This is a genomic window from Pseudoalteromonas sp. MMG006 (assembly GCF_018101025.1).
Lineage (GTDB): Bacteria > Pseudomonadota > Gammaproteobacteria > Enterobacterales > Alteromonadaceae > Pseudoalteromonas.
The window spans coordinates 381189-404009 of the sequence record NZ_JAGJEJ010000001.1; the positions used below are offsets into that span (position 1 = coordinate 381189).

The 22821-nt window shown below is 40.0% G+C and carries 21 protein-coding genes and 1 other RNA gene; 6 read left to right on the top strand and 16 right to left on the bottom strand.

Features of this window, described 5'->3' with window-relative positions; translation table 11 throughout:
* Positions 1–177: 177 nt before the first annotated feature.
* Positions 178–1071: a DMT family transporter gene (locus J8L73_RS01765; protein WP_211014429.1), complete on the top strand. Its 894-nt coding sequence runs from the start codon at positions 178–180 to the stop codon at positions 1069–1071.
* A 5-nt stretch (positions 1072–1076) separates the two neighbouring features.
* On the opposite strand, the gene J8L73_RS01770 is transcribed toward J8L73_RS01765, so the two are convergent.
* Complete coding sequence (locus tag J8L73_RS01770) at positions 1077–1955, bottom strand: OmpA family protein (RefSeq protein ID WP_211014431.1); 879 nt, start codon at positions 1953–1955, stop codon at positions 1077–1079.
* 199 nt (positions 1956–2154) lie between these two features.
* Here J8L73_RS01770 and rnt point away from each other — a divergent pair, with 199 nt between their 5' ends.
* Entirely contained in the window at positions 2155–2847 is a 693-nt protein-coding gene (rnt, locus tag J8L73_RS01775; protein WP_211014433.1) for a ribonuclease T, read from the top strand.
* On the opposite strand, the gene J8L73_RS01780 is transcribed toward rnt, so the two are convergent.
* Complete coding sequence (locus J8L73_RS01780; RefSeq protein WP_211014435.1) at positions 2831–4456, bottom strand: FapA family protein; 1626 nt, start codon at positions 4454–4456, stop codon at positions 2831–2833. The genes rnt and J8L73_RS01780 overlap by 17 nt on opposite strands.
* 267 nt (positions 4457–4723) lie before the next feature.
* Here J8L73_RS01780 and ssrA point away from each other — a divergent pair.
* Positions 4724–5080: a transfer-messenger RNA gene (gene ssrA / locus J8L73_RS01785) on the top strand.
* Positions 5081–5212: 132 nt separating this feature from the next.
* On the opposite strand, the gene J8L73_RS01790 is transcribed toward ssrA, so the two are convergent.
* The 4 genes from J8L73_RS01790 to mnmC all read right to left on the bottom strand — a co-directional run bounded on the left by J8L73_RS01790 (position 5213) and on the right by mnmC (position 9164).
* Complete coding sequence (locus J8L73_RS01790) at positions 5213–5509, bottom strand: hypothetical protein (protein WP_211014608.1); 297 nt, start codon at positions 5507–5509, stop codon at positions 5213–5215.
* Positions 5510–5946: 437 nt separating this feature from the next.
* Positions 5947–6582 (bottom strand): NAD(P)-binding oxidoreductase, encoded by a 636-nt coding sequence (locus tag J8L73_RS01795; protein WP_210999242.1) that lies wholly within the window; start codon positions 6580–6582, stop codon positions 5947–5949.
* A gap of 378 nt (positions 6583–6960) precedes the next feature.
* Positions 6961–7086 (bottom strand): hypothetical protein, encoded by a 126-nt coding sequence (locus tag J8L73_RS19440; RefSeq protein WP_282098613.1) that lies wholly within the window; start codon positions 7084–7086, stop codon positions 6961–6963.
* 68 nt (positions 7087–7154) lie between these two features.
* Positions 7155–9164 carry a bifunctional tRNA (5-methylaminomethyl-2-thiouridine)(34)-methyltransferase MnmD/FAD-dependent 5-carboxymethylaminomethyl-2-thiouridine(34) oxidoreductase MnmC gene (gene mnmC, locus J8L73_RS01805; protein ID WP_211014436.1) on the bottom strand — a complete coding sequence of 670 codons (2010 nt, stop codon included), beginning with the start codon at positions 9162–9164 and terminating at the stop codon, positions 7155–7157.
* A gap of 181 nt (positions 9165–9345) precedes the next feature.
* Between mnmC and fabB the strand changes: the two genes are divergently transcribed.
* Positions 9346–10557 (top strand): beta-ketoacyl-ACP synthase I, encoded by a 1212-nt coding sequence (fabB, locus tag J8L73_RS01810; protein WP_210999244.1) that lies wholly within the window; start codon positions 9346–9348, stop codon positions 10555–10557.
* Between the two features lie 98 nt (positions 10558–10655).
* Here the strand turns inward: fabB and J8L73_RS01815 are convergent, their stop codons facing one another.
* A complete protein-coding gene (locus J8L73_RS01815) occupies positions 10656–11021 on the bottom strand; it encodes a hypothetical protein (protein ID WP_210999245.1) in 366 nt (121 codons plus the stop codon).
* 51 nt (positions 11022–11072) lie between these two features.
* Here J8L73_RS01815 and J8L73_RS01820 point away from each other — a divergent pair, with 51 nt between their 5' ends.
* Positions 11073–11615, top strand: coding sequence for a GNAT family N-acetyltransferase (locus J8L73_RS01820; RefSeq protein WP_211014438.1), 543 nt, complete (start codon positions 11073–11075; stop codon positions 11613–11615).
* Positions 11616–11715: 100 nt separating this feature from the next.
* Positions 11716–13386: a gamma-glutamyltransferase gene (gene ggt / locus J8L73_RS01825; RefSeq protein WP_211014440.1), complete on the top strand. Its 1671-nt coding sequence runs from the start codon at positions 11716–11718 to the stop codon at positions 13384–13386.
* Between the two features lie 84 nt (positions 13387–13470).
* On the opposite strand, the gene J8L73_RS01830 is transcribed toward ggt, so the two are convergent.
* From J8L73_RS01830 to J8L73_RS01870, 9 genes are all read right to left on the bottom strand, one after another.
* Entirely contained in the window at positions 13471–14313 is an 843-nt protein-coding gene (locus J8L73_RS01830) for a TIM44-like domain-containing protein (RefSeq protein ID WP_211014441.1), read from the bottom strand.
* A 169-nt stretch (positions 14314–14482) separates the two neighbouring features.
* Positions 14483–15235 (bottom strand): DUF3379 family protein, encoded by a 753-nt coding sequence (locus J8L73_RS01835; protein WP_211014443.1) that lies wholly within the window; start codon positions 15233–15235, stop codon positions 14483–14485.
* On the bottom strand, positions 15235–15792 hold the full coding sequence (locus J8L73_RS01840; protein ID WP_039972214.1) for a sigma-70 family RNA polymerase sigma factor: 558 nt from the start codon (positions 15790–15792) through the stop codon (positions 15235–15237). The genes J8L73_RS01835 and J8L73_RS01840 overlap by 1 nt, the downstream gene beginning before the upstream one ends.
* A 63-nt stretch (positions 15793–15855) precedes the next feature.
* Positions 15856–17514, bottom strand: a complete 1659-nt coding sequence (locus J8L73_RS01845; protein WP_211014445.1) for a BatD family protein — start codon at positions 17512–17514, stop codon at positions 15856–15858.
* Entirely contained in the window at positions 17508–19439 is a 1932-nt protein-coding gene (locus J8L73_RS01850) for a VWA domain-containing protein (RefSeq protein WP_211014447.1), read from the bottom strand. The genes J8L73_RS01845 and J8L73_RS01850 overlap by 7 nt, the downstream gene beginning before the upstream one ends.
* Positions 19439–20425, bottom strand: coding sequence for a VWA domain-containing protein (locus J8L73_RS01855; RefSeq protein ID WP_211014449.1), 987 nt, complete (start codon positions 20423–20425; stop codon positions 19439–19441). Before J8L73_RS01855 ends, J8L73_RS01850 begins: the two co-directional genes overlap by 1 nt.
* The gene (locus J8L73_RS01860) at positions 20418–20852 is read right to left on the bottom strand and encodes a DUF4381 domain-containing protein (protein WP_211014451.1); all 435 of its coding nucleotides are present in this window, start codon (positions 20850–20852) and stop codon (positions 20418–20420) included. The genes J8L73_RS01855 and J8L73_RS01860 overlap by 8 nt, the downstream gene beginning before the upstream one ends.
* A 2-nt stretch (positions 20853–20854) precedes the next feature.
* On the bottom strand, positions 20855–21799 hold the full coding sequence (locus J8L73_RS01865) for a DUF58 domain-containing protein (RefSeq protein WP_210999253.1): 945 nt from the start codon (positions 21797–21799) through the stop codon (positions 20855–20857).
* Positions 21800–21802: 3 nt separating this feature from the next.
* Entirely contained in the window at positions 21803–22759 is a 957-nt protein-coding gene (locus J8L73_RS01870) for a MoxR family ATPase (protein WP_104643066.1), read from the bottom strand.
* Between the last annotated feature and the right edge of the window lie 62 nt (positions 22760–22821).

Genomic DNA, 22821 nt, shown 5'->3' on the forward strand with positions numbered 1-22821 from the left:
AACTAGTTACTTAAATCTCAAATAGTTTTATAGCAAAAGGGCTGTATTTAAATGTAACTCTCAACTTACAACTGTATTTATTAAGCACTTGTATGCATTTAAAAGTATTAAAATAGGGTGGTGAGAGTATAATTTTATGTATGTTGTATTGCGTTATTAAGCGCTAAGGATTGGCATGTGCCGGTAAAAGTATCGTATTTTTTTATGGTTCTCGTTTGGTCTACTACACCACTTGGTATTGTTTGGAGTAGCGAAAGTGTGTCGCCAACGCTTGCTGTTTTAATGCGTATGTTGGTGGGGCTACTTATAGGTGGCTTAATTGTCGCGATTACTAATATAAGAGTACCTTGGAGTAAAAAGGCCTGCTTACTCTACTTTTACTCAAGTATTGGTATTTTTGGCGGCATGTTACTGAGTTATTTAGCTGCTAAAACCGTGCCTTCGGGCATTATTTCGCTCATGTTTGGCTTAGCGCCTATATTGTCTGGATTACTTGCGCAGCAATTACTTAACGAACCAAAGTTTAGCCCTATAAAGCTCGTTGCTTTAGCGTGTGCATTAATAGGTTTGTATTTTGTGAGTTATAATCAAGCACAAAACTCGCAAACCCAAGGCTTAGGGCTACTATATGTATTTTTGGCTGTATGCTTTTTTAGCTTAAGCGGCGTGATGATCAAGCGTGTGCAAATAGCGATTCACCCTATGGCAACCACATTTGGTGCGTTGGTTTTTGTAACGCCACTCTTTTTTATTGCGTGGTGGTTATTAGATGGTCAGTTGCATATACAAAACTGGAGTGCAAAATCATTGTGGGCTATTGGTTATTTAGGTGTGTTTGGATCTTTAGTAGGGGCTTTGGCGTATTTTCATGTACTGCAAAACCTAAATGCAAGCACGGTATCACTTACTACGCTCATAACTCCTAGCTTTGCGTTAAGCTTAGGAGCTTGGCTAAACAATGAGCCATTAAGCCAAGAGCTAATAATTGGTGCGGTTATTATTTTAATTAGTCTAGGTTTTTTTCAATTTGGTGATAAATTTTTAAACCGAAAGAAAATAAGCACAAACTAACTTTGCTACATTTTTCCTATTTGAATTATTAAGCGCCGGTTTTTGTCGCGACCTAAAATATTGTCATTGGTATCAACAAAGCGTTTTTCACCTAAACCCGTTGTGTGTACTTTTGCTTCGTCAACGCCAAGGCTTACCATGTAATCTTTTATTGCTTTAGCGCGTTTGCGAGAAAGGTCTAAGTTATTCCAGCGACCACCGTAGCTATCTGTATACGAGTCGATACTTATAGATTCAATACTCATATCATTTTTTAGGTATTCAGCTATTTTATTTAAACGTTGTTGAGATGATTTAGTTAATTTACTGCTGTTAGATTGATAGTTCATCACCGTAAACGAAATGTCTTCAAAACTGTAAGGGAGTAACTCATCGCGGCATTGCAAAAACGCCCAATAAGCTTGTTTAAAATTTACGCTCGACATGCCAACGGCAATTTTATCGGCAGAATTTTGCCAGTCTTGATAATAAAAGGTGGGGTAGTAGCCTTTTTCAAGTTCGGTTAACATCTCCCAAGCCGTTTTATTGCCTAGTTCACCGTCAAACTTTTTAAGTAATTTCATGCTCGCTATATCACGAGCGGGCAACCCAGCTCGCCATGATGGCGGCACTGCTTTTAGCCCTGCAATTGAATAGTTTTCAGGGCGTACAACCATGTCTAAGTTAAAGGTTAGGTTTTTGTTTTTGCTTGCAGAGGCTTTAAATATAGCTTCACCGTAATAAGGAACCTCATGATTTAGCTGACATTGTAAGCGTGTTGTTTTTACAACTTCCCAATTAGAGCTATCTTGGGTTGCAGTATATTGGCGCATAGCTGCGTGCGAATGAGCAGCGCTCACTAAAGCACTTACGCTAAGGCTAATAAATAACAACTTACACTTCATGGACGTTCTCCAACTCTGGTATGCCAAAAGTTTGGCAAATTAACTGCTTAAAAGATGAGTTCTAGCAAACAAACTTAACAGATTAGGTTAAGCAAGTTATGTGCCTACAATTATAAAGCAATAAATCCTTGAACCCCCTAGCCTAGAGGGCATCAATTTTGACATAATAGTCAGCTTACACCCATAAACCAAGAAGACTATGGCAAATACTGAGCAAACACTTTTCGCAAAACGCTTTCGTGGATTTTTTCCTGTTGTAATTGATGTTGAAACCGCAGGTTTTAACAAGCAAACAGATGCCCTATTAGAAATAGCCGTGTCTGTATTAAAAATGGATGACGAAGGGTTGCTCAGCATAGATCATACCGTGCATTTTCATGTGCAGCCTTTTGAAGGTGCAAATATAGAGCAAGCCGCTATCGACTTTAACGGAATTGACCCTTTTAGCCCGCTGCGAGGCGCAGTACCAGAAGAAGAAGCAATTAAAGAAATTTGTAAAGTGGTTCGCAAGGCTCAAAAAGTTGCCGGGTGCCAGCGCTCCGTTGTTGTTGCACATAATGCAGCATTCGATCATGGCTTTTTAAATGCAGCCATTGAGCGTAATAATATTAAACGTACGCCGTTTCACCCATTTGTAAGCTTTGATACAACCTCACTAGCAGGCTTAGCGCTTGGGCAAACAGTTCTTGCTAAAGCTTGTAGGGCCGCAGGAATTGAATTTGATAATAGCCAAGCGCATTCAGCACTTTACGATACAGAGCGCACCGCAGAGCTTTATTGTTTAATCGTTAATAGGTGGCAGCAGTTAGGTGGCTGGCCGCTTGCGCCACTTCCAGAAAGTGACGCACAAGATAGCACTTCAGATGGTGAAGAAGCTAAAACGACTGAGTAATTTTACCCTCAGTGAGTTTCACCAAGTGGGGCGGGTAAATACGCGAAAACTGTTTTGAGTCTTTTGCTATTTTAAGCTCCACACCGGGGTGCATTATTTCATTTACCTTTAAACGGCTTGCTGCCAACAGTTGCGTAATTTTTCTTTTAACTAATAATTTTTGGCGCTGAACATGAGCAGAACGCGTTTTTATTTGCTGCTCATTAACGATTATTTTGTCTAAAAAAAGCTGGCGCTGATCTGCCGTTGGCATTTTACTCACTTTCTCTCGCGCTTTTTGCAGAGCGGCTGTTTTGGTTGCAAGTAACTTTTCAAAGTCGGTAATTTGCGATTGTTTATCACGTAACTCAAACCAATGTTGCGCTAAAAAAACACGTGTCTTAATACCTGCAGGGGCTCCGAGCTCTCCCGTTTCAATGCGCAAGGCATCTAAAATACTGCCTCCAATTATTTTCCCTCGAGGGTTGTCAGCCTTACCCACGCGGATTAATCGCTTTGCACTTAAATTACAGTGAAGTGCTTGGCGCTCAATGAATAAATCTTGTTCTGTTTTTATATTACAGTACTGGGCATAGCCAATCGAAATAGTGCGTGAAGCCGTTATGCTACATGAAAAGTCGTCATCGCTTTCACGTTTGCGGCCAATAGCACCTAGCATGATTGTAACGGCACTATTGCTTTGTACTGTGCCTGATTCAACAAAGCCAAGTACCGTAATATCCCCATTGGCTTTTACACGCATGCCATCTTTAATATCACCACTTATAATTACGCTGCCGTCAAAATCAACATGGCCGGTGCTTACATCAACGTTGTCAAAACATAAAACATCATCAACACGCATACCACGAGGCAAAGCAACAGGCACACCTTTACAATCGGCAATGAGCATATTTGGGTTTTTAGGGTCAATTTTAGTGCCTTCAAAAGGCTGTAGTTGATGCTCTTTGCCTGGTTTTGCAGCAATGACGTCACCAAAAACTGTATAGCCATCTTCACCAAGAGTAGCGGCAACGCGCTGCATTAAAGGCGTGCCAGGTTTTACTGTAATAATTGCACCAAGGTTTTTCATATCAACCTTACCGCCTTCTTTCGCTTGTGGGCTTAGCACTCGATCTTGAGCGGTAGAGCATAAGCGTACAAACCTAGCATCACTCCCTTCTTTGGGATTACGACCATGGGCAATAATAGCGCTATACGAAGTGCCAGAAGGTTGTTTGAATTGTTGGCCTAAAAAGGCATCAAGCGCACGAGGGCTAATGCCTTTTTTTACACCCGCATTAGCAAGTGCTTTTTGTGCACCCTCCATAGAAAATAATGCACCTCCTTTTGCCGTTGTAATGGTTGCCTCTGCAACCATATTTTTTTCATCAACATTAATAACGATTGAAGCATCAACTGCTTTAGCAACAATAAGAGATACTTCTTGATAGTTTTTACTAGGTGCAAAAAGTTTACCGATATTAGCTGAAATGGTTTCATATTCGCTAAATTCAGATTGCTCTAATATCTCAATGAGTTGAGTGCTTGTAACAGGAAAGCCGCTATCAATAGGGTGTTTTAATAAAGACACACACCCAGTATTTTTATCTAATGAAAAAACCGACATTTATTAATTCCCTACACATTATGCCTGTTATTATTTTTTATTTATTGCAACTAAAGTTTTAGCTTGCGAAAAAACCCTAACTCCCTATTTTGGCACAAGTTCAAAGATTTGTTAAGAAAATGTTCATGGAATTTATTGATGGTAATAGGGTTGCACATTTAATATGCAGTTGGTTCGCATGAACAAAATAAAGTAATGCTAGGCCTTGAGTATCAGTACTTTACTCAGTTATACTGCATCCACGCTCTGAATGAGTTTACTAATTCAGGGGCTGATTAGGATTCGACGGAATTCAAGAAGCCCAAGGTGCATGTCGAGGTGCGGTTTGCCTCGTAAAAAAGCCGCAATCTAAAGTAATCGCAAACGACGATAACTACTCTCTAGCAGCTTAGGCTGGCTAGCGCTCCTTCTACGTATTCTTGTGGACTAGATTTTGGAGTGTCACCCTAACACCTGATCGCGACGGAAACCCTGGCCGGGGTTGAAGCGTTAAAACTAAGCGGCCTCGCCTTTACTTACCGTGTTTGTCCGGGACTTAAAGGTTAATTAAATGACAATACTAAACATGTAGTACCGACGGTCGAGGCTTTTCGGACGGGGGTTCAAATCCCCCCAGCTCCACCAATAATGGTTTTTAGATACGTTGATTTAAAAACCCTAAAAAACCCACAACTTGAGCAATCAGGTTGTGGGTTTTTTTATAAGTATAATTTCTCTGAAACCGATTGCTTACTGTACAAATTTAGTTTTAAGTTGCTATTTTAATGGGTTAGATTTAACACCAAAGCAATGGATTATAATACTTAACTGTTTTTTATAGCGTGTAGTTTCATTTTTATCGCTATAACAAAAATGCTCAATAAAGAAAGTAAGCTTTTTAACAGCATTAATACTTGGTAAGTCTTTTTTTAAAGCATAAGACTCACCATCAAATAATTGAATGACAATATCGTGTGGGATTTTTAAAAGTTGGCTAAGTTGTTCTTGAGCAAAAGTAATATCAGTATCTTGATGTAACAGGCCATTAAAAACAATTTTAAATGTAGGGCTCACGTTAATTTCCTAGCGTAACTCCTTTTTGAAGTGTTTTTTTATTTTTATACACCGACTTAACTTACCAAATGAACATAGCCCTTATTATGTTCATCTCCGTGATTTTACTTAAAAAACCTTTACTGTCAGTGTTAAAGTTTTTAATTTAGATTATTTAGATTATTTAGATTATTTAATGAGGTTACTAATTGCTTTACAGTATCGGCAGGCTTGATTTGTATCTGTTGTATGGATTTATCTAATAATGTTTCTAGTGGCTTGTTTCTTACACACGAGAGTGTCGTTCATTGCTTGGCATGTGCCGATGCTTTTTTGTTAGTGCCGTATAACTACATTTTTGATTAACTGTCAGGCAGATAATTAACAGGAAGTTAGTTAGGGAAGTGAAATGACAATTGCTTCGCTAAAAAAGCGAAGCAATAAAACAGTTTAAACGTTTATTTAACCGCTGCTTTAATGGGTTTATCACCATCAAACAACTCAAAAATACGGTTGCTATTAAATGAGTTTGTAGCAATGTGTAGTAATGCATTAGCTACATTTTCGCGGCTAATTTTGGCTTTTGATTGATCGTTAGGACGCTCTGTTGTAACTTCCATTGAGGCACTTTCGTCGGTTAATGTCCCAGGGCGAACAATCGTATAATTTAACCCACTGTGAATTAAATGTTCATCAGCCATATGTTTTGCAACTAAGTAAGGTTTTAAGTCGCTTTCTATTGCATCAGGATCGTCTGCTCCAATAGAGCTGACCATAATAAAATGCTTTACACCGTGCTCTTTAGAATAATTAGCCGCTTTAGTTGCTGCCCACAAATCAATAAGTACGGTTTTATCTGTACCTGTGCTTCCACCAGAGCCTGCTGCAAAAATAACTTGGTCGCAGCCATTAACTGCATTTGAAAAATCACCTTCTAAGTCTTGTTCAACAATGCTTAAAAATGGGCTATCTAAGTCACTTAATTTGCTTTTATCTCGTACAAGTGCAACAACATTTTGCTCGTTTTTTAAAAGTAGCTCGGTAGTCATTTTACCAATTTGACCACTTGCGCCAATAATTAAAGTCTTACTCATAATTAACTCCTTCTCAATATAGTGTAAAAGTTGTTTGTATAAATAGACCTTGGGGTAGGGGATTATTTTTAAAGGGTAAAATAGGCTTTAAATGAGTTAATTTTATAAAATATTATAATTAAAAGTTATTACTTAACTGAGCATTAAAATCAGCTGTTTTTAAGGCGTTTTTTAGAACTTTTTATTTGATCATTATACTAACTTCGGTCACATAATTATGGTGGTATAAGCTAATCCGTACACTGCGTTCTAGTAGTTTTAATAAAGGGTTTTATAGGTATTATTACCTTTACTCTTTATTGGCCCACCTAATGCTTGCAAATAAAACTGTGATATAGCCTCTACTGATGACGCTAAATAGCCAGTGCGCACCACAGGTTATTCGTTTGTAACATCCAAAGTTGTAACGAACTCATCTAGCAGGGGGATATGTGTAACGTTTTGGCTCATTGCACTTAACGGTAAAATACACATTAGCGATATTACAAAGGTGAATATTTTCATGGGAGCCCTTTTAAGTGAGTAAATTCCTTTTACACGCACTATTTTACGTAAAATTACGTTGATGCCATTTAAATTTTATTACGTATTAAATCACGAACAATAAATCGTGCAGGATGAACCGCTTGGCTTACGCGTTCACTTAAAGGGCGGGGTTCGTTGTTTAAACAGCTAATAAGGTGCTCACTCAACAAGGGTGCGCTACATAATGCACGCGCACCAAACCCTGTAAAAATATGCAGGCCTTGCTGTGGCTTATTTAGTGCATGATATTGATAGCGCTTACCTAAACGCAAGTTTGCAAAGGCGGTTATGTAATCGTTTTGCTCGCACCACTGACCAGTCATAGGTAGGTGGTCGATAAATGTACAGCGCACGGCCGCTTTAGCTGATGTTATTTGTCCTAGCGTGGTTGCAAAGTCGCTTTGCTGATAAAAGCTAAGCAGTTGCTTATGATTTAGTTGGTTGTCTTGCTCCGTAACAGCTCTGCTTTTGGTATTTTTTTCAAATGTGGCTCCCATACAATGGCTATCTAAATATGCAGGGGTAAAGTAGCCTTTATGGCAAAGCACTGTTTTAAGCTTACGTGATTGCTCACTTGCCTCAATATGTGAAACTTGACCGCGCACGCCTACTATAGGGAGCGCTTTTGTTTGCTCAAATGCATCACTGTGCTCGCCTGCGCAAATAATTACATCGCTAAATGGGCCAAATTTTTGGTTGTTACTAAATAAGTACCAACCTTTATCTGATTTGTTTAATTGCTCAATATTACAGTTAAACATGCTATTAAATGGCGCTAGATTATTTGCGGCCTTTAACATTGCATCAACGAGTTGCACAGGGTTAACCCAGCCACCATTTTCAAAAAACACGCCAGAGTAGCCTGTTGCTACACCTGCTATTTTATCGCCTTGTTCGGCAGTGACATTACGCATTAGCTGCTCAGGCCAAAGTTGTTTTTGCTCTAAATTTTCGTGTTTTTCTGCTAAGGGCTTTTTTACTGCATGCTGTAATACGCCGCACCAATCGTGATCAAAACTAAACCCATCTGTACATAATTGATTATAAAAACGTTTAGCATACAAAAAGCTATGAGCAAATAACTCACTGTGTGGTGAGTTTTTAGCTTGTAAATGAGGATACACAGCGCCTTGTACATTATGTGATGCGCCCATTGCAGGTTTTTCATCTTGGCAAAACAGTGTGCTTGTAATACCGCGCTTAGCTAAGCTATATAAAATGCAGCTACTGGCTATACCTCCGCCTATTACAGCCACATTTTTAAGTTCGCTGGTGTCTTGATTAAAATATTCAGAGGATGATTGCTGACTGTTTGGCGCTGCTAGGAAGCCTGTTAGCATTTCGCGTTTACGAGCAAAGCCTTTAGCTTTTTGCATTGTAAAGCCTGCTTCAATAAGCCCTCGGCGCACAAACCCTGCAGCGGTAAATGTTGCAAGCGTTGCAGATTCGCGCGAAATATCAACCATGGCATTAAACACACTTTGTTGCCACATATCAGGGTTTTTACTTGGTGCAAAGCCATCTAAATACCAGGCATCTACTACCCCTGCTTGCGGGTAGCTCATCGCGTTTATTGAATCAAGTACATCGCCAAAGTATAAATCGAGTATAACTTGCCCGTTATTAAATTCTATACGGTGGCAGCCTTGCAAATTAATAGGGTAATTTAGCGTTAGCTGATCGCTCAAATGGCTTAAAGTAGGCCACGCGGTGAGCGCTTGTTTTAAGTCATTTACTGTAAGTGGAAATTTTTCAAATGAAATAAAATGCAGACGTTTTACACTTTTATTACCTTTATTTTGAACTTGCATACGTTCTAAGTGGTCATTAAAGCATTGCCATGTATTTAAAAAATTTAAGCCTGTGCCAAAACCGGTTTCGGCAATAACAAAATGTGATTGGTCATGATTTTGTAACCGTGATTCTATATTGTTTTGTTGATAAAACACATAATGCGACTCAGCAAGGCCATCGTCATTAGAAAAATAAACATCATCAAAGTTGTCGGCAACGGGCGTGCCCAAATTATTAAAGTGTATTTTGGCGTTTTTTATCATGACTTATCACATTTTTAGAGTGTATTTTTTTGATTATTTTACGGGTTTTCTTTGAAATAGTCTGGCGTTATTTATAAGCTATAACTTCAGAGTACAAGTGTACGCTAGAAAGCTGACCACTTAGCGATTAAAATCAGCGTAAAATAGAACACAATTTAGTATTAAGCTAAGGGAATTACCCATGAGAAGAGCCGTAATTACGGGTATCGGTGTTGTATCAAGCATCGGTAACAACAAAGAAGAAGTATTAGAGTCGTTAAAAGCTGGCAAAAGCGGTATCGCTTTTAACCAAGAATTTGCCGATTATAAGTTACGCAGTAACGTATCTGGTAAAATTGATATTGACGTTAAAGAGCACGTTGACCGCAAAGCTATGCGCTTTATGGGCGACGCTGCTGCTTATTCTTACATTTCAATGCAGCAAGCAATTGAAGATGCAGGTTTATCGGATGATCAAGTATCTAACGAACGTACTGGTTTATTAGTTGGCTCGGGTGGTGGTTCATCTAAGTGGCAAGTAGAAGCTGCTGACATTTTACGTGAAAAAGGCGTAAAACGTGTTGGTCCTTACATGGTTCCACGTACTATGGCGAGCACTACATCAGCCTGTTTAGCGACTCCTTTTAAAATTAAAGGTGTTAACTACTCAATTAGCTCTGCTTGTGCAACATCTGCGCACTGTATTGGCCACGCTGTAGAGCAAATTCAATTGGGTAAGCAAGATGTAATTTTTGCTGGTGGCGGTGAAGAACTTCACTGGACATTGGCGATGGAATTTGACGCAATGGGCGCTCTTTCTACAAAGTACAACGAAAGCCCAGAAAAAGCTTCACGTACATATGATGCTAACCGCGATGGTTTTGTTATCTCTGGTGGTGGCGGTATTGTTGTAGTTGAAGAGCTTGAGCATGCACTTGCTCGTGGCGCGCACATTTATGCAGAAATAGTTGGTTATGGCGCAACATCTGATGGCTACGACATGGTTGCTCCATCGGGCGAGGGCGCCGTACGTTGTATGCGCCAAGCAATGCAAGATGTAGAAAGCATTGATTACTTAAATACGCACGGCACATCTACTCCAGTAGGTGACGTAAAAGAGTTAGGTGCAATTCAAGAAGTGTTTGGTGGTAATTCACCAATGATCAGCGCAACAAAAGCTATGACCGGTCATGCTTTAGGTGCTGCAGGTGTTCATGAAGCTATTTTCTCATTATTAATGTTAGAGCACAGCTTTGTAGCGCCTTCTATTAATATTGATGAGCTGGACGAGCAGGCAGAAGGTTTAAACATTGTAACCGAACGTCGCGATGTTGAGCTAAATACAGTTATGTCTAATAGCTTTGGCTTTGGTGGCACTAACGCTACTTTAGTTATGAGTAAATACAAAGGCTAATTTTAAGTAAGCCCTAAATGCAGTTTCTGTAGGGGTTAGTAGCTAAAAACAAAAAAGGAAAGCCTAGGCTTTCCTTTTTTATTGAGCGCTGAGTTATATTAACCTTCTTCGTGCTCTTGGCGTGCCTGCTCAATCTCTTGTGCAAGTTCACGTGCTTTTTGTTTGGTTTTTTCAGTAAGCTCGCCTGCGGCTTCTTTGCTTTTTACCCATGCATCAACAGCAATTTCTTTACCGTCGTCGTACATGTCTAAGCCCATTGCTTTACTTTGTTGCATAAGCTCGTTTAACGACTCGTCGTTTTTAAGCTCATTTGTTTTATCTTTAACATCTTCCCATGCATCACCAAGCTTTTTTTGCATTTGTGCGCTTTTATCTTGAGTACCTTCTTTTACTTCTTGAGCGTCTTCACAACCCGTTAAAGTAATTAAAGTGCCTAATAAAGCTAAACCTGCTAATTTATTCATGTGCGATCTCTCCTTGGAGACAAGTAATTAATTCATGCAAACTATAGAACAATGAAAATGAACACACCTGTAACAAAGCGATTAAATTTTAAATTAATGGATGAGCACGATTGGCCGCAGTTATTTGAGCTCGATCAAAACCCGGCTGTAATGCAGTTTTTAACTCGAGGGATACCCACACCTTTAGATAAAATTAAAAACGAAGGTATACCTCGTATGCTTGAATATAAAAATGAGCAAAAAGGGTGGGGGCTTTGGGCTATAAGCATTAAGCCTAGCAATACTTTTATAGGGTGGGTTTTAATTAGACCCATGCACTTTTTTAGTGATAAGCCTAATTTTAATGATATTGAAATAGGCTGGCGTTTTAAACAGCAAAGCTGGGGAAAGGGTTATGCAACTGAAGCTGCAAAGGCATTGTGCGACGAATTAGCAAAGCAAGCAGACGTTAAAAAAATCAGTGCAACTGCAATCAAAGATAACCTAGGGTCTATTAATATTATGAAAAAATTAGGGCTTACCTTTATAAAAAGTTACACACATACAGATGAACACGGTGACTTGCCCGCAGTGTTATACGCTAAAACACTCTAGGCTAAGATTATAATTTACCTGTACAAACATTGACCTGAGCATAATTGATATGCATAAATGTGGGTGGGTAACTTAAAAAATAATAAATTAAGGATGTTGTATGGGATTGTGTTCACTAAATAAATTAATAGTAAAAAGTGTGTTTATTTTACAGCTGTGTGTATTTGGCGCAGCAGCTGAGCAAGTTCCTCAAAGTGCGGTTGCCATGCCTGACTCATTTAGTGCCGACGCCGCTAAAAGCATATTAGAACAAGGAGGTAATGCTGTAGATGCTGCCATTACAGCGCAGTTTGTACTGGCAGTGACATTACCCGAAGCTGGAAATATTGGCGGCGGTGGCTTTATGCTTATTCAAAAAGACGGCCAGGGCGACTTTATAGATTACCGTGAAACAGCGCCAACGGCAGCTCATCGGGATATGTATTTAGATGAGCAAGGCAATGTTGTTCCTAACAAATCAATCTATGGCATTCACGCAAGTGGTGTTCCTGGCAGCGTGGCAGGTATGTGGCTAGCTCATCAAAAACACGGCACGTTAAAGTGGGAAACATTAGTACAGCCTGCGGTTACGTTAGCTGAGCAAGGTTTTGTAGTGCCCCCTAAATTAGCTCAGGGAGTAAGTCGTTATATTGCGCATTTAAAAGCAAAACAAATAAATGTGAATTTTGAGGAATATTTTGCAGGTGTAAAAGCGAACAAAGTATTTAAGCAACCTGAGCTTGCAGCTACATTAAAACGCATTCGCGATAATGGTCAAGATGGGTTTTATAAAGGCGAAACTGCAAATATTATTGCCAAATTTATGCACCAGCATGGCGGTATTATTAATCAAGATGATTTAAAAAATTACACGGCTAAATCGCGAACACCTATAAAAGCAAATTGGAATGGCTATGAAGTATTAACATCACCACCACCAAGCTCTGGCGGTATCGCTATTTTACAATGGCTCAAAATGTTTGAGCTAAAAAAACCAGATATGGGTTTAGTACATAACTCCACGCAGTATGTGCATTTACTTTCTGAAATAGGTAAACGCGTATTTGCCGATAGAGCAGAGTATTTAGGGGATCCGGATTTTTTTGATGTACCAGTTAATGCACTTACAGACATTACTTACCTTAAAAAGCGTAGCGACGATATTTCGTTAACGGCTATTTCTACAACTGAAAATATTAAACCAGGTTTAAAAGAAAGTGAGCAAACTACACATTTTTCAATTGTTGATAACATGGGCAATGCAGTCGCAAATACGACAACCATAAATCTAGGTTTTGGAAGTGGGGTTGTCGTTGAAGGCGCAGGGTTTATTTTAAATGATGAAATGGACGACTTTAGCGCCAAGCCAGGCGTTATGAATGTATTTGGCGCCATTGGTGGTAAAGCAAACGAGATACAACCTAATAAGCGTATGCTTAGCTCTATGACACCAACCATACTATTAAAAGATAACAAAGTGAAAATGGTAACAGGCTCACCAGGTGGCACGACGATTATAAGCTCTGTTTATGAGTCTATTTTAAATGCGGTAGAGTTTGATATGAGTGCAAAAGAGGTTGTAAACAGCACGCGTTTTCATCATCAACTTTGGCCTAAAAACGTAATTAGAACACATAGCGGTTTAACTGATAACGTTAAAGCAGAGCTTATAAAAATGGGTTACACCCTTGATGAGCGACACTTTGGTGATTTACATGTCATCATTAGTAAAAAGGGTAAATTAGACGCCGCTTCTGAAAGCTCAGGACGTGGTAAATCAATTGTTTTTTAATAACCTAAACAATGGTTTAGATATTTACTAATACAATAAAGCACCGCGCTAGTAATAATAATTAAAGCGCGGTGAATTATCTTACTAAGCGTCGATTAAATCTTCGACACCAACAATAAGCCAAGGAGCCTCGTCTGAAATAGCGCGCTCTAAGTGCCAAATTTCTAAAATTGGCTGTTCTTTTTTATCACCTAAGTCGCGGTACTTACCTTTAAAGCGAACACTTACTTGCCATACAGAGGCTGTAATATCAGCGCGCACAAGCTCAGCATCAATAAACATTACTTCTGTTTCTACACTTTGTATTGCCTCGCGCTCCGCTTTAAACTCTGCAATAAGTTCTGGGCTTAAATATTCTGTCATAGTAGCGTAATCAGCATTATTCCAAGCACTTTGCAGTGTATGGTAATGATTGCGGGCACCTTGTAAAAAACCATTAACGTCAAAATTAGGCGGCAAATTAAAAGGTACGTTTTCACAGTGTGGGGCACTATTTGCAAAGCCTGTATTTGTAGGTTGCTCTATAGGCGCTTGCTTAAACGCATTTTGCGACATGCTTGCATTAGCAAGCTGAGGCGATTGTCTCGCGCGCATAAAACCGGTGATCAGTTTAAATAAAATAAAAAGTCCCCCAGCTAGTAAAATTATCTCTAAAAGTTGGAAGCCTTCAAAGTCATCGCCTAACATAGCAGCAATTAAGCCACCGGCTAAAAGCCCGCCAAATACACCGGCCATAATTCCTTTTTTATTCGATTTAGCTTTTGGAGCTGTAGAGGCTGGAACGTCAGATTGTTTGTTTTGTGTTGTTTGCTGTGTGGTTGGTGTTTTACCACGTTTACTACTGCCAAATTTTTTGCGTGCGTGTGCATCAAAACTTGCCGTACAAAGCAATGCAAGTAATGAAAATATAACAATGATGTTCTTCATGTAATTCCCTAAATAAGACTGAGCGGCGAGTATAATTAACTTTTCAGTAAAATCTAATAAATTACGTTGGAGATCAATGTGATTGAATGCAAAGTAAGCATTTTTAGTTGTTGTGTACAAAAAAGCCGCACAATAAACATTGTGCGGCTTTAGTAATAACGTTTAACGTTTACAACCAACGAATAGCATCGGTTACTCGCTCGTTGTATACATTAATTGGTGCACCAGCGTTGGCAACCAAAATAGTATCAGCTTTTGATCCTCGATTTATAAAGCCTTCGAAGCGTTCATCATGAAAATCATCAGCACCAAAACCAAACGATTGGTTTTCAGAGGGCACAATAAATACCGTCATCGGCCCAAAGTCTGATTCAAATACTAAGTGTAATCCTTCCTGACCTTTAAAATCACAAAACATAGCGTAGGTAATTTTGCCCGGAAGTTCTTCTATGTGTCCGCCAAGCATAGCGAGCTTATCGTTTACGCTTTGTAAGCTAATTGCATCTGTTTTGTCTAGTGCACTAATTTCGTGGTAAACGTGGGCTAGCGCATGTTCACCCGCTTCATGTGCGATGTGCTGTTCAGAGCTAAAAAAGAAAGCGCCCATCGCTACAAAAAAAGAGGCTGCAAGTGCTAAATGTACACGTTCAAACTTAAAACGAGAGCGAGCATCTACCACATTTTTTCCAGAAGCTTGCTCATCGTGTAATGCTTTTTCTTTTAAAGAAGTATTTAAAAGAATACGCTCAGCAAGGTTATCAGGCACTGGTATATCTAGCGCATCTTGAATTTGTTTATCAAAACCTTTCATATCGTTTATAAAATTTTGTCGCTCGGAGTTTTCTTTAGCAAACTCTAAAAGCTCCTTTTCTAAATCGTTTGGCTGCGCAATAGTGCGGCGACGAAACTCAAGTTCATCCATTATTTTGATGCCCCTTTAAGTTGTTCATCATCACGGCTTAAAGCCTCTTTAAGTTGGTTTCTGGCACGGTATAAACGAGTCATTACCGTGTTTTTGTTTAAATCGAGTATTTCTGCAATCTCTTCACCAGAGCAACCCATGACTACCTGAAGTAGTAATGGCTCTCTGTATTCATCAGACAGCAGTGCAATTTGGCGTTGTATAACCGTTTGCTCCATTTCATCATCGAGTGAATGACTTGTTTCATCAACAAGGGTGTCGTTCTCTACGTCACTGTAATCAAACTGTTTGCGTTCAAAACGACGTGCGTTTTCTCTGCGCAAAATAGTAAGTAGCCAAGGCTTTGCCGCTTTTTGATCCAGTAATGAATCAAGCGAGCGCCAAGCACGTAAAAACGTTTCTTGTACTAAGTCATCTGCTATATGTGGGTCACGGCATAACCAATAAGCAAAGCGATAAAGCTCCTTATTGTATACATGCACTAAGGCTTCATAACGCTTTTGTTTCTCTGCCATATCAACTAAGACCTGATTATTTGATTTTTTCTTTCCAAGCATAAGTACTTTTTTAGTTAAAAATTATTATTTAATGCATGAAAAGACCTGAATTTATCAAACTAGTTAATAAAGGTCTTTTAATACAGCTTGTTGCGACGTCTTGCTTTGAGCATGGTATTGCTCAATTATTTTAATAATAGCATCAAGATCTACCTTTGTACTGTTATTAGCGTACAGCGTAGCTTGTAGTTGGTTTATTAGGTCCGTTAATTCGCTACTATGTATAAGATTTGTTAATGCATCAATGGCGGCAACATTTTTACCTGTAAGCTCTTTGGCTACATTATTTAGCTCGCTATAAAATGCGCTTGAGTTATTCGCTTTGGCAGTATTTTTTAATCTATTTAGTGAAAGCGGCGCTTTGGTGTTACTTTTTAAGCTATCAATTTTTAGTTCATTATTAGTAGAACGGTTTAACCAAAATAAAATTGCAGTAATAATCCATAAAATATAACCAAGTACTGCAACCACAATTAACCAAAGAGGTGTAACGCTTTGAATAACCGGGGTGAGTGTAGACTTACCAGCTAAGTTATTTGATGAATTTATTTCACTGCTTTGCTCATTTGAAGTAATTGCATTGGTTACATCAGGCGCGGGTGTATTGGCGTTACCTGTAACTGTTATGGTGCGCTTAGGCAACGTTGCATAACTAATACGGTTAATTTTAGTGTTATACCAAGGTAATTTTATTTCAGGTAGTGTGTAAGTTCCTGGTTTTTGAGGCAGTAACGCATACGATGCAGTTTGCTGCGATACGACTCGCCCATCACGTACAGCATTATTGTTTTCTTTTTCATCTGGGTAGCTGCGAATGCCATCTATTGTTGGCATTGTTATTTCGGGTAATTGCTCTTTTGTTACTCCAAGCGCAGTTAAGGTAATTGTACGTGTAATGGGGGTGCCTACTTCTACGGTGTTTTCTTCTGGTTGCCATTGCTCATCTAGATTAACAAGTTCGCTTGGTAACCATGCACCTTTATAATTACTTGGTATAGGCTTTATTTCTATCTGCTGATCGTCGCCAAGCGCAGATACTTCAAGTTGTCGGTAGTTTTGCTGCACGCGCCCCTGAAAAGCCGGCCCAGCAATAGTGTAAAGGCCACTTTTTTGAGGTTGAATTAGATATTCTCGGGTTATAACGAGGTAACGTTTACCATCTACGAGCTCGTAACTCTCCGTTTGTTTACCTAATTGCGTTAACTGCGCGTCCTCCATATTTGGCGTGCTTAAGCTGCCATCAAGTAGCTCTTTTGCGAGGTAAAGTTTTATAGTGTAAACACCGGCCTCTTGCACAAAAATAGAGTTACTAGAGAGCTCTGTTTTTAAAAATATGTCGTTATTTTTATCTGCATCCGCCGAGCGCTTAGCTACTTTTAATTTAATAGGCTTCGATGTAAGCCCAGCAACACTAAAGGGTGGAATCGTGTATTCACCCTCGGCGCGGGTCATTAACTTTACTGACCACGTAGTTTGTTTATTAATGCTGCCATTAATAATATTTGTTCGCGAACTTAAGCTTGTAGGCCCAACAACAAAATCTTTCAGTAGTGCTGATGTGTCAGGTTGCTGGCCTTTAACTGTATCGTCTACGGTTATGTTGAGCATAAAAAATTCACCTGCAAGTACAGGGTTTTTATCTACGCTTGCTTCTAACTTGGTGGCGGCCCATGTTGGCATCGCACTTAATAGCAATAAACAGCAAAATAATCGCATTACCATGATTTTTCTACTCCTGTAGGGCGACGTTGTTGATATTGTCTTTTTTGGGCTTCTAATTGCATTTTATTCCGTAATAAAATTGCCGGGTCGTCCGGTACTTTTCGTAATAATTGATTAAGCTGCTGCGCTTTCTCTTTCTCTTCGTTGGTAAGTTCACGCGCTTGTGCTTGAGCAGCTTGTTGCTGTGCATTTTGCTTTTGCTCATCCGTTAACGCTTGCTCATTTGCACCTTGGGGCTGTGCGTTTTGCGGTTCTTGTTTAGCTTGTTCAGACTCTTTTTGTGCTTGCTCAGACTGTTGCTCTGCTTGCATATCAGGTTCATTTTGCTTATCTGATTGCGAGCCAGGCTGTGCGTTTTGCTCTGAGTTTGATTGCTCATTTTTATCTTTATCAGACTCGTCGGGCTTACCTTGCTGATCTTGTGATTGTTCGCCCTGGTTTTCACCTTCTTGAGATTCGCTTTTTTCACCATCGCTTTGCTGCTGATCTTGCTTTGATTGATCATTTTGCTGTTGGTTTTGCTCATCTTTGCTTTGCTCGTTTTGAGAGTCACCGTTTTGATCTTGCTGGTCTTGTTGCTTTTGCTGATTTAAAAGCTGTTCAACCAATGCCTGGTTGTCGGCGGCTTCACTAAAATCGCTTTGTAGGTTTTGTGCTTGTTTATAAGCGTCAATAGCCTGCTCAAGCTGGCCCGCTTTTGCAAGTGCATTACCATAGTTGTATAAACCAGAAGCCGACTTATCTTTGCTAAACGCATCAAGCGCTCCTTCAAAGTTGCCTTGCTGGTATAAAGCCGCACCTTTTAATTTACTTGAATCGGCATTGGCTGCGCTTTCAAAGTCTTTATTTTGATATGCATCTAGCGCTTGTTGATCGGTATTTTTTAAAAACGCAGGTAGCTCTAGAGCATAAGCTTGTTGCTGTGGTAAAAAACTCAATACTAAAAATGCACCTACAAATGCCGCATTTCTAAATAAATATAAACCTAAAGGCAATAAAATAAGTAAGCCATAAATACCTGCATCTATTCGCCAAAGTGCATGGCTTTGCTTTTCATCTTTTAATAGCTCGCTATTTGCGTTTGGTGCAAACGTTGCAATGTCGCTACTGCTAGGCTGGTAGCTAGCATATTTACCACCGCTGTTGCTGGCAAGGCCTTTTAATTGCGATGAGTTAAGAGTGGGCACTACAATTTGCCCATAGCGGTCTTTTAAAAAGCCGCCTTCAGGTAATTTTATTGGCGCACCTTGGGCAGTACCTACACCGTAAATATTTAAGCGGTATTGGCTGTTGCTAGTAAAGTTACTGACATCACTTTGCTCAGTTTGATCTATGCCATCGGTAACTAAAATTATGTCGCCATCAATATAACCTGCTTGTGTTAAAAGTTCTTTTGCCATATCAAGCCCGGCTAAAACGTTAGAGCCTTTGTCAGGCATTATGTCGGGGCTCAAACTTGGGATTAAATTGGCAAGCGTAGTGGCGTCGTTAGTTAAAGGAGAAATAGTAAATGCGCTACCCGCGTAAGCAACTAAGGCTGTATCGCCTTCTTTAAATAGCTCAATCATGTCGAGTGCTTTAAAGCGAGATTGCGTTAAACGGTTTGGTAAAATGTCGGTACTGTACATTGAATACGACATATCCATAACGATTACGCGAGCGCTTTTACTTTGAAATACGGGCACTTGTTTTTCTTCAAAGCTAGGGCCTGCACTAAATAAAATACCTAAACAGCAAAATACAGCAATAAGCCAAAGTGGTTGGCTGGTTTTAGTGTTCGATTCGCTCATAATAAACGACGCCAAATGAGGGGCGATTAAGTTATCTGCTGTCGTTTTTTTATGTTTAATGAACGCGACAAAAAATAGCGCTATTGCGGGTATTAAAAGCCACAAAACAGCTGGGCGAATAAATTCGAAATCCATTAGTTAGGCTCCTTTAGTGCACGCAAAGTGCTTATCATTACTTTTAAACTGATGAGTAAAAGTGCAAGCAGTAGTGGGTAGTAAAATAGTGAGCTTTGTGGGCGAAAAGTTTGTTCATCTGCACTTATTGGCTCTAACTTATCAAGTTCAGCATATATTTGCTGAAGGCCGGCTACATCTTTAGCTCTAAAGTATAAGCCGCCTGTTTGCTCTGCTACTTGTTTTAGTAAGCTTTCATCTAAGCTGCCACCACTTGAACCACCCATATTAAATAGGCTAAAGCCGCGTGGGTTATCTGAGCCTACACCTATGGTATATACTTTAATACCTTCTTCGCGGGCAAGGAGTAGGGCATCTTCTGGTTTTAAATTACCGGCTGTGTTTTGCCCATCGGTTAATAGCACCACAATACGATTACTCTTATCTTTATTGGCAAAACGTTTTACCGATAAACCTAGTGCATCGCCAATAGCCGTGGCGCGCCCTACCAAGCCAATTTGAGATTCGCTGAGCATTTTACTTACTGTTTTCACGTCGCGCGTAAGTGGTGTTTGTAAAAATGCGGTGTCGCCAAATAATATCAAGCCAAGCCTGTCACCTTGGCGCTGCTCTATAAAGTCGCTCAATACGGCTTTTACCATAGTAAGGCGGTCAACATACTGGCCGTTGTAGGCCATGTCTTGTTCGGTCATAGAGCCTGATAAATCAACCGCGAGCATTATATCGCGCCCTTCATTAGGTAATGAAATAGGCTCGTCTAACCACGTTGGGTTTGCAGCTGCTGTTACAAGTAAAAACCATAAAATCCATTCGAAAACATTTAACTTACGTGCACCTTGCTCAAGGCTATGCGTGGTTAAGTTGTGTTTTGCAAAGCTAGGAATGCGAAGGCGCGTTTGAGCGCTAGTTGCAGCCGGTTTTAATAATAAAAGTAATAAAGGCAGTGGCAGTAATAAAAATAACCAGGGCCAGCTAAACTCAAACATGGACTGACTCCTTTAGTTTAAATTGTTTAATACCTTGGCGAAACTTGTCGGTTAGTGCTTCGTTTGCTTGCTCGGTATTATAAAGACTGAGTATTTCTTGTTCGTTAAAGCTTAAGCCGGTTAACGCATTAAGCGTATTGCACCAATTAGTTGTTGATTGTGTAGCTAGGCGTTTGTCGTAATACTCAATAACAAGGCGTTTTAAAATAATATGAAGGGTGAGCGGGTTTTGCTCTGTTTTACTTAAGTCTATTGCGTAACGTTTTGGTTTTTTAAATTTGTGATTTTTGTAAAACCAAAAAGCAGCTGCACAGATTGCTATAAATAGCGCCGTAATAATAACCCACCAAGCTGGGGCGAGTGGCCACCAACTTACTTGGCTTGGTGCTATTATGTCGTGCAGGCCGTCGAGTGGATTGGGTTGCATGGTTACTTTCTCACTAATTGCAGTTCAAGCGGGCTGGCTGCATTGAATGATATTAAATTAAGGCCTGATTTAGTTAAGCGATTAAGGCGAGTGCTAAATGCGTGTTCGGCATTTTTTGCAAAGCGTTCTCTAAAACTGTTATCCATTAGCGGAAGGGCAAAGTCTTGGTTATTTGCACTTACCGTAACCGTTTGTTTAAACGCAGGGAGCTGATGCTCAAACGGGTCACTTATATGACAGCCTATTAGTTCGCAGTGGCGGCTTAAAATTTCTAATTGTTTAAAGCTTGCATCATCTAGGGCATTAAAATCAGAGACTAAATACACTAAGCTGCCAGGTTTTGCTAAATGATTAAGGCGCTTTAAGTTATCACTAAAGTTGTTATTGGCTGCTTTATCTATGTTGCTTAGCGCTTGCTGGTGGTTGTCGCATAGGTTATGACAAAGCTTAAGAACTGCTTTTTCGCGTGCACTGGGTTTTAGCTCCAAATGCGAGTGCTGATTAAACACAATGCCGCCAATTCTATCACCGCGAAGGCATGCCGACCAAGCAACTAGCGCGCTAATGTGCGCAGCCTGTACCGACTTAAGCAGCAGTTTTGAGCCAAATAGCATAGAATTTGAAAAATCAGTAAATACAAAAACTGGGCGCTCTTTTTCTTCTTGAAAAAGCTTTGTATGGGTTTCGCCGGTGCGCGCTGTTACTCGCCAGTCAATAGAGCGAATATCATCGCCTTGCTGGTAATGGCGCACTTCGGCAAACTCCATTCCTCGGCCTTTATGTGGCGCAAGGTATTGCCCAGTTAAACTATTTTTAATTTTAACTTTTGGTGCAAGCTCGAGTAACCGCGCTTTTGCTTTGTAATACATCAGCTCTTTTAGCGCTAAATTTACACCGTGGCTGTGGCTTTCTTTAAGCCATGCCTGAGGGTCTAATTGTTTTTGCATAACTTAAGGTACGGCTACAAGTTCAACAATTCGGCTTATTACCTGATCTTTAGTAATGCCATCGGCCTGTGCTTCGTAGCTTAAAATAATACGGTGGCGCAGTACATTATGCACAACGGCTTGAATGTCATCGGGTGCTACAAAATCGCGGCCGTTTAACCAAGCGTGAGCACGGGCACATTTATCCAGTGCAATAGTTGCACGCGGGCTTGCGCCAAATTCTATCCAACGACCCAGTTGCTCATCTAGTTGCGCGCCTTCTCGTGTTGCAATAATAAGCTGTACTAAGTACTGCTCAAGCGGCTCGGCTAAATACAAACCTAAAATTGCTTGGCGGGCAGCAAATAAATCGCTTTGGCTAATTTTTTGTAAAACAGCTTGCTGCTCTTTTAATGCTTCACCTCGAGTTAGGCGTAAAATGTCTAGCTCGTGCTCGGCGCCCGGGTAACCAATACTTAAATGTAATAAAAAGCGGTCAAGCTGAGCTTCTGGTAGCGGGTAAGTACCTTCTTGCTCTAGCGGGTTTTGGGTTGCCATAACCATAAACAAATCGCTAAGCGGGTAGGTGTTTTTACCTACCGTTACTTGGCGCTCTGCCATGGCTTCTAGTAGTGCTGATTGTACTTTTGCTGGGGCACGGTTAATTTCATCTGCTAAAATAAGGTTATGAAACAAAGGGCCTTTTTCAAATACAAACTCGCTGGTTTGTTGGCGGTATATATCGGTGCCTGTTACGTCTGCAGGTAATAAGTCAGGCGTAAATTGTACACGCTGAAACGAGCCTTCAATCCCTTTAGCGAGCGCATTTACAGCACGCGTTTTTGCAAGCCCTGGAGGGCCTTCTACTAATAAATGGCCATCGGCTAAAATTGCAATAAGTAGTGCTTGAGTGAGCTCTGGCTGGCCAATAATCTGTGTATCTAAGTACGTTTTTAATTGTGAAAATGCGTTAGCTGCCATAATAAGTAGACTGTCCTCGTCAGCTTGGGTTGTACCTAAATTGTTTTAGGTAATAAATTCTG

Bases quoted from the DNA above. Each gene is read 5' to 3' on its own strand.
- J8L73_RS01850 (WP_211014447.1), bottom strand. From the start codon at position 19,439: ATGGATTTCGAATTTATTCGCCCAGCTGTTTTGTGGCTTTTAATACCC.
- J8L73_RS01855 (WP_211014449.1), bottom strand. From the start codon at position 20,425: ATGTTTGAGTTTAGCTGGCCCTGGTTATTTTTATTACTGCCACTGCCT.
- rnt (WP_211014433.1), top strand. From the start codon at position 2,155: ATGGCAAATACTGAGCAAACACTTTTCGCAAAACGCTTTCGTGGATTT.
- J8L73_RS01840 (WP_039972214.1), bottom strand. From the start codon at position 15,792: ATGCTTGGAAAGAAAAAATCAAATAATCAGGTCTTAGTTGATATGGCA.
- J8L73_RS01770 (WP_211014431.1), bottom strand. From the start codon at position 1,955: ATGAAGTGTAAGTTGTTATTTATTAGCCTTAGCGTAAGTGCTTTAGTG.
- fabB (WP_210999244.1), top strand. From the start codon at position 9,346: ATGAGAAGAGCCGTAATTACGGGTATCGGTGTTGTATCAAGCATCGGT.
- J8L73_RS01845 (WP_211014445.1), bottom strand. From the start codon at position 17,514: ATGGTAATGCGATTATTTTGCTGTTTATTGCTATTAAGTGCGATGCCA.
- J8L73_RS01830 (WP_211014441.1), bottom strand. From the start codon at position 14,313: ATGAAGAACATCATTGTTATATTTTCATTACTTGCATTGCTTTGTACG.
- J8L73_RS01795 (WP_210999242.1), bottom strand. From the start codon at position 6,582: ATGAGTAAGACTTTAATTATTGGCGCAAGTGGTCAAATTGGTAAAATG.
- J8L73_RS19440 (WP_282098613.1), bottom strand. From the start codon at position 7,086: ATGAAAATATTCACCTTTGTAATATCGCTAATGTGTATTTTACCGTTA.
- J8L73_RS01835 (WP_211014443.1), bottom strand. From the start codon at position 15,235: ATGGATGAACTTGAGTTTCGTCGCCGCACTATTGCGCAGCCAAACGAT.
- J8L73_RS01820 (WP_211014438.1), top strand. From the start codon at position 11,073: ATGAAAATGAACACACCTGTAACAAAGCGATTAAATTTTAAATTAATG.
- J8L73_RS01870 (WP_104643066.1), bottom strand. From the start codon at position 22,759: ATGGCAGCTAACGCATTTTCACAATTAAAAACGTACTTAGATACACAG.
- ggt (WP_211014440.1), top strand. From the start codon at position 11,716: ATGGGATTGTGTTCACTAAATAAATTAATAGTAAAAAGTGTGTTTATT.
- J8L73_RS01860 (WP_211014451.1), bottom strand. From the start codon at position 20,852: ATGCAACCCAATCCACTCGACGGCCTGCACGACATAATAGCACCAAGC.
- J8L73_RS01815 (WP_210999245.1), bottom strand. From the start codon at position 11,021: ATGAATAAATTAGCAGGTTTAGCTTTATTAGGCACTTTAATTACTTTA.
- J8L73_RS01865 (WP_210999253.1), bottom strand. From the start codon at position 21,799: ATGCAAAAACAATTAGACCCTCAGGCATGGCTTAAAGAAAGCCACAGC.
- mnmC (WP_211014436.1), bottom strand. From the start codon at position 9,164: ATGATAAAAAACGCCAAAATACACTTTAATAATTTGGGCACGCCCGTT.
- J8L73_RS01780 (WP_211014435.1), bottom strand. From the start codon at position 4,456: ATGTCGGTTTTTTCATTAGATAAAAATACTGGGTGTGTGTCTTTATTA.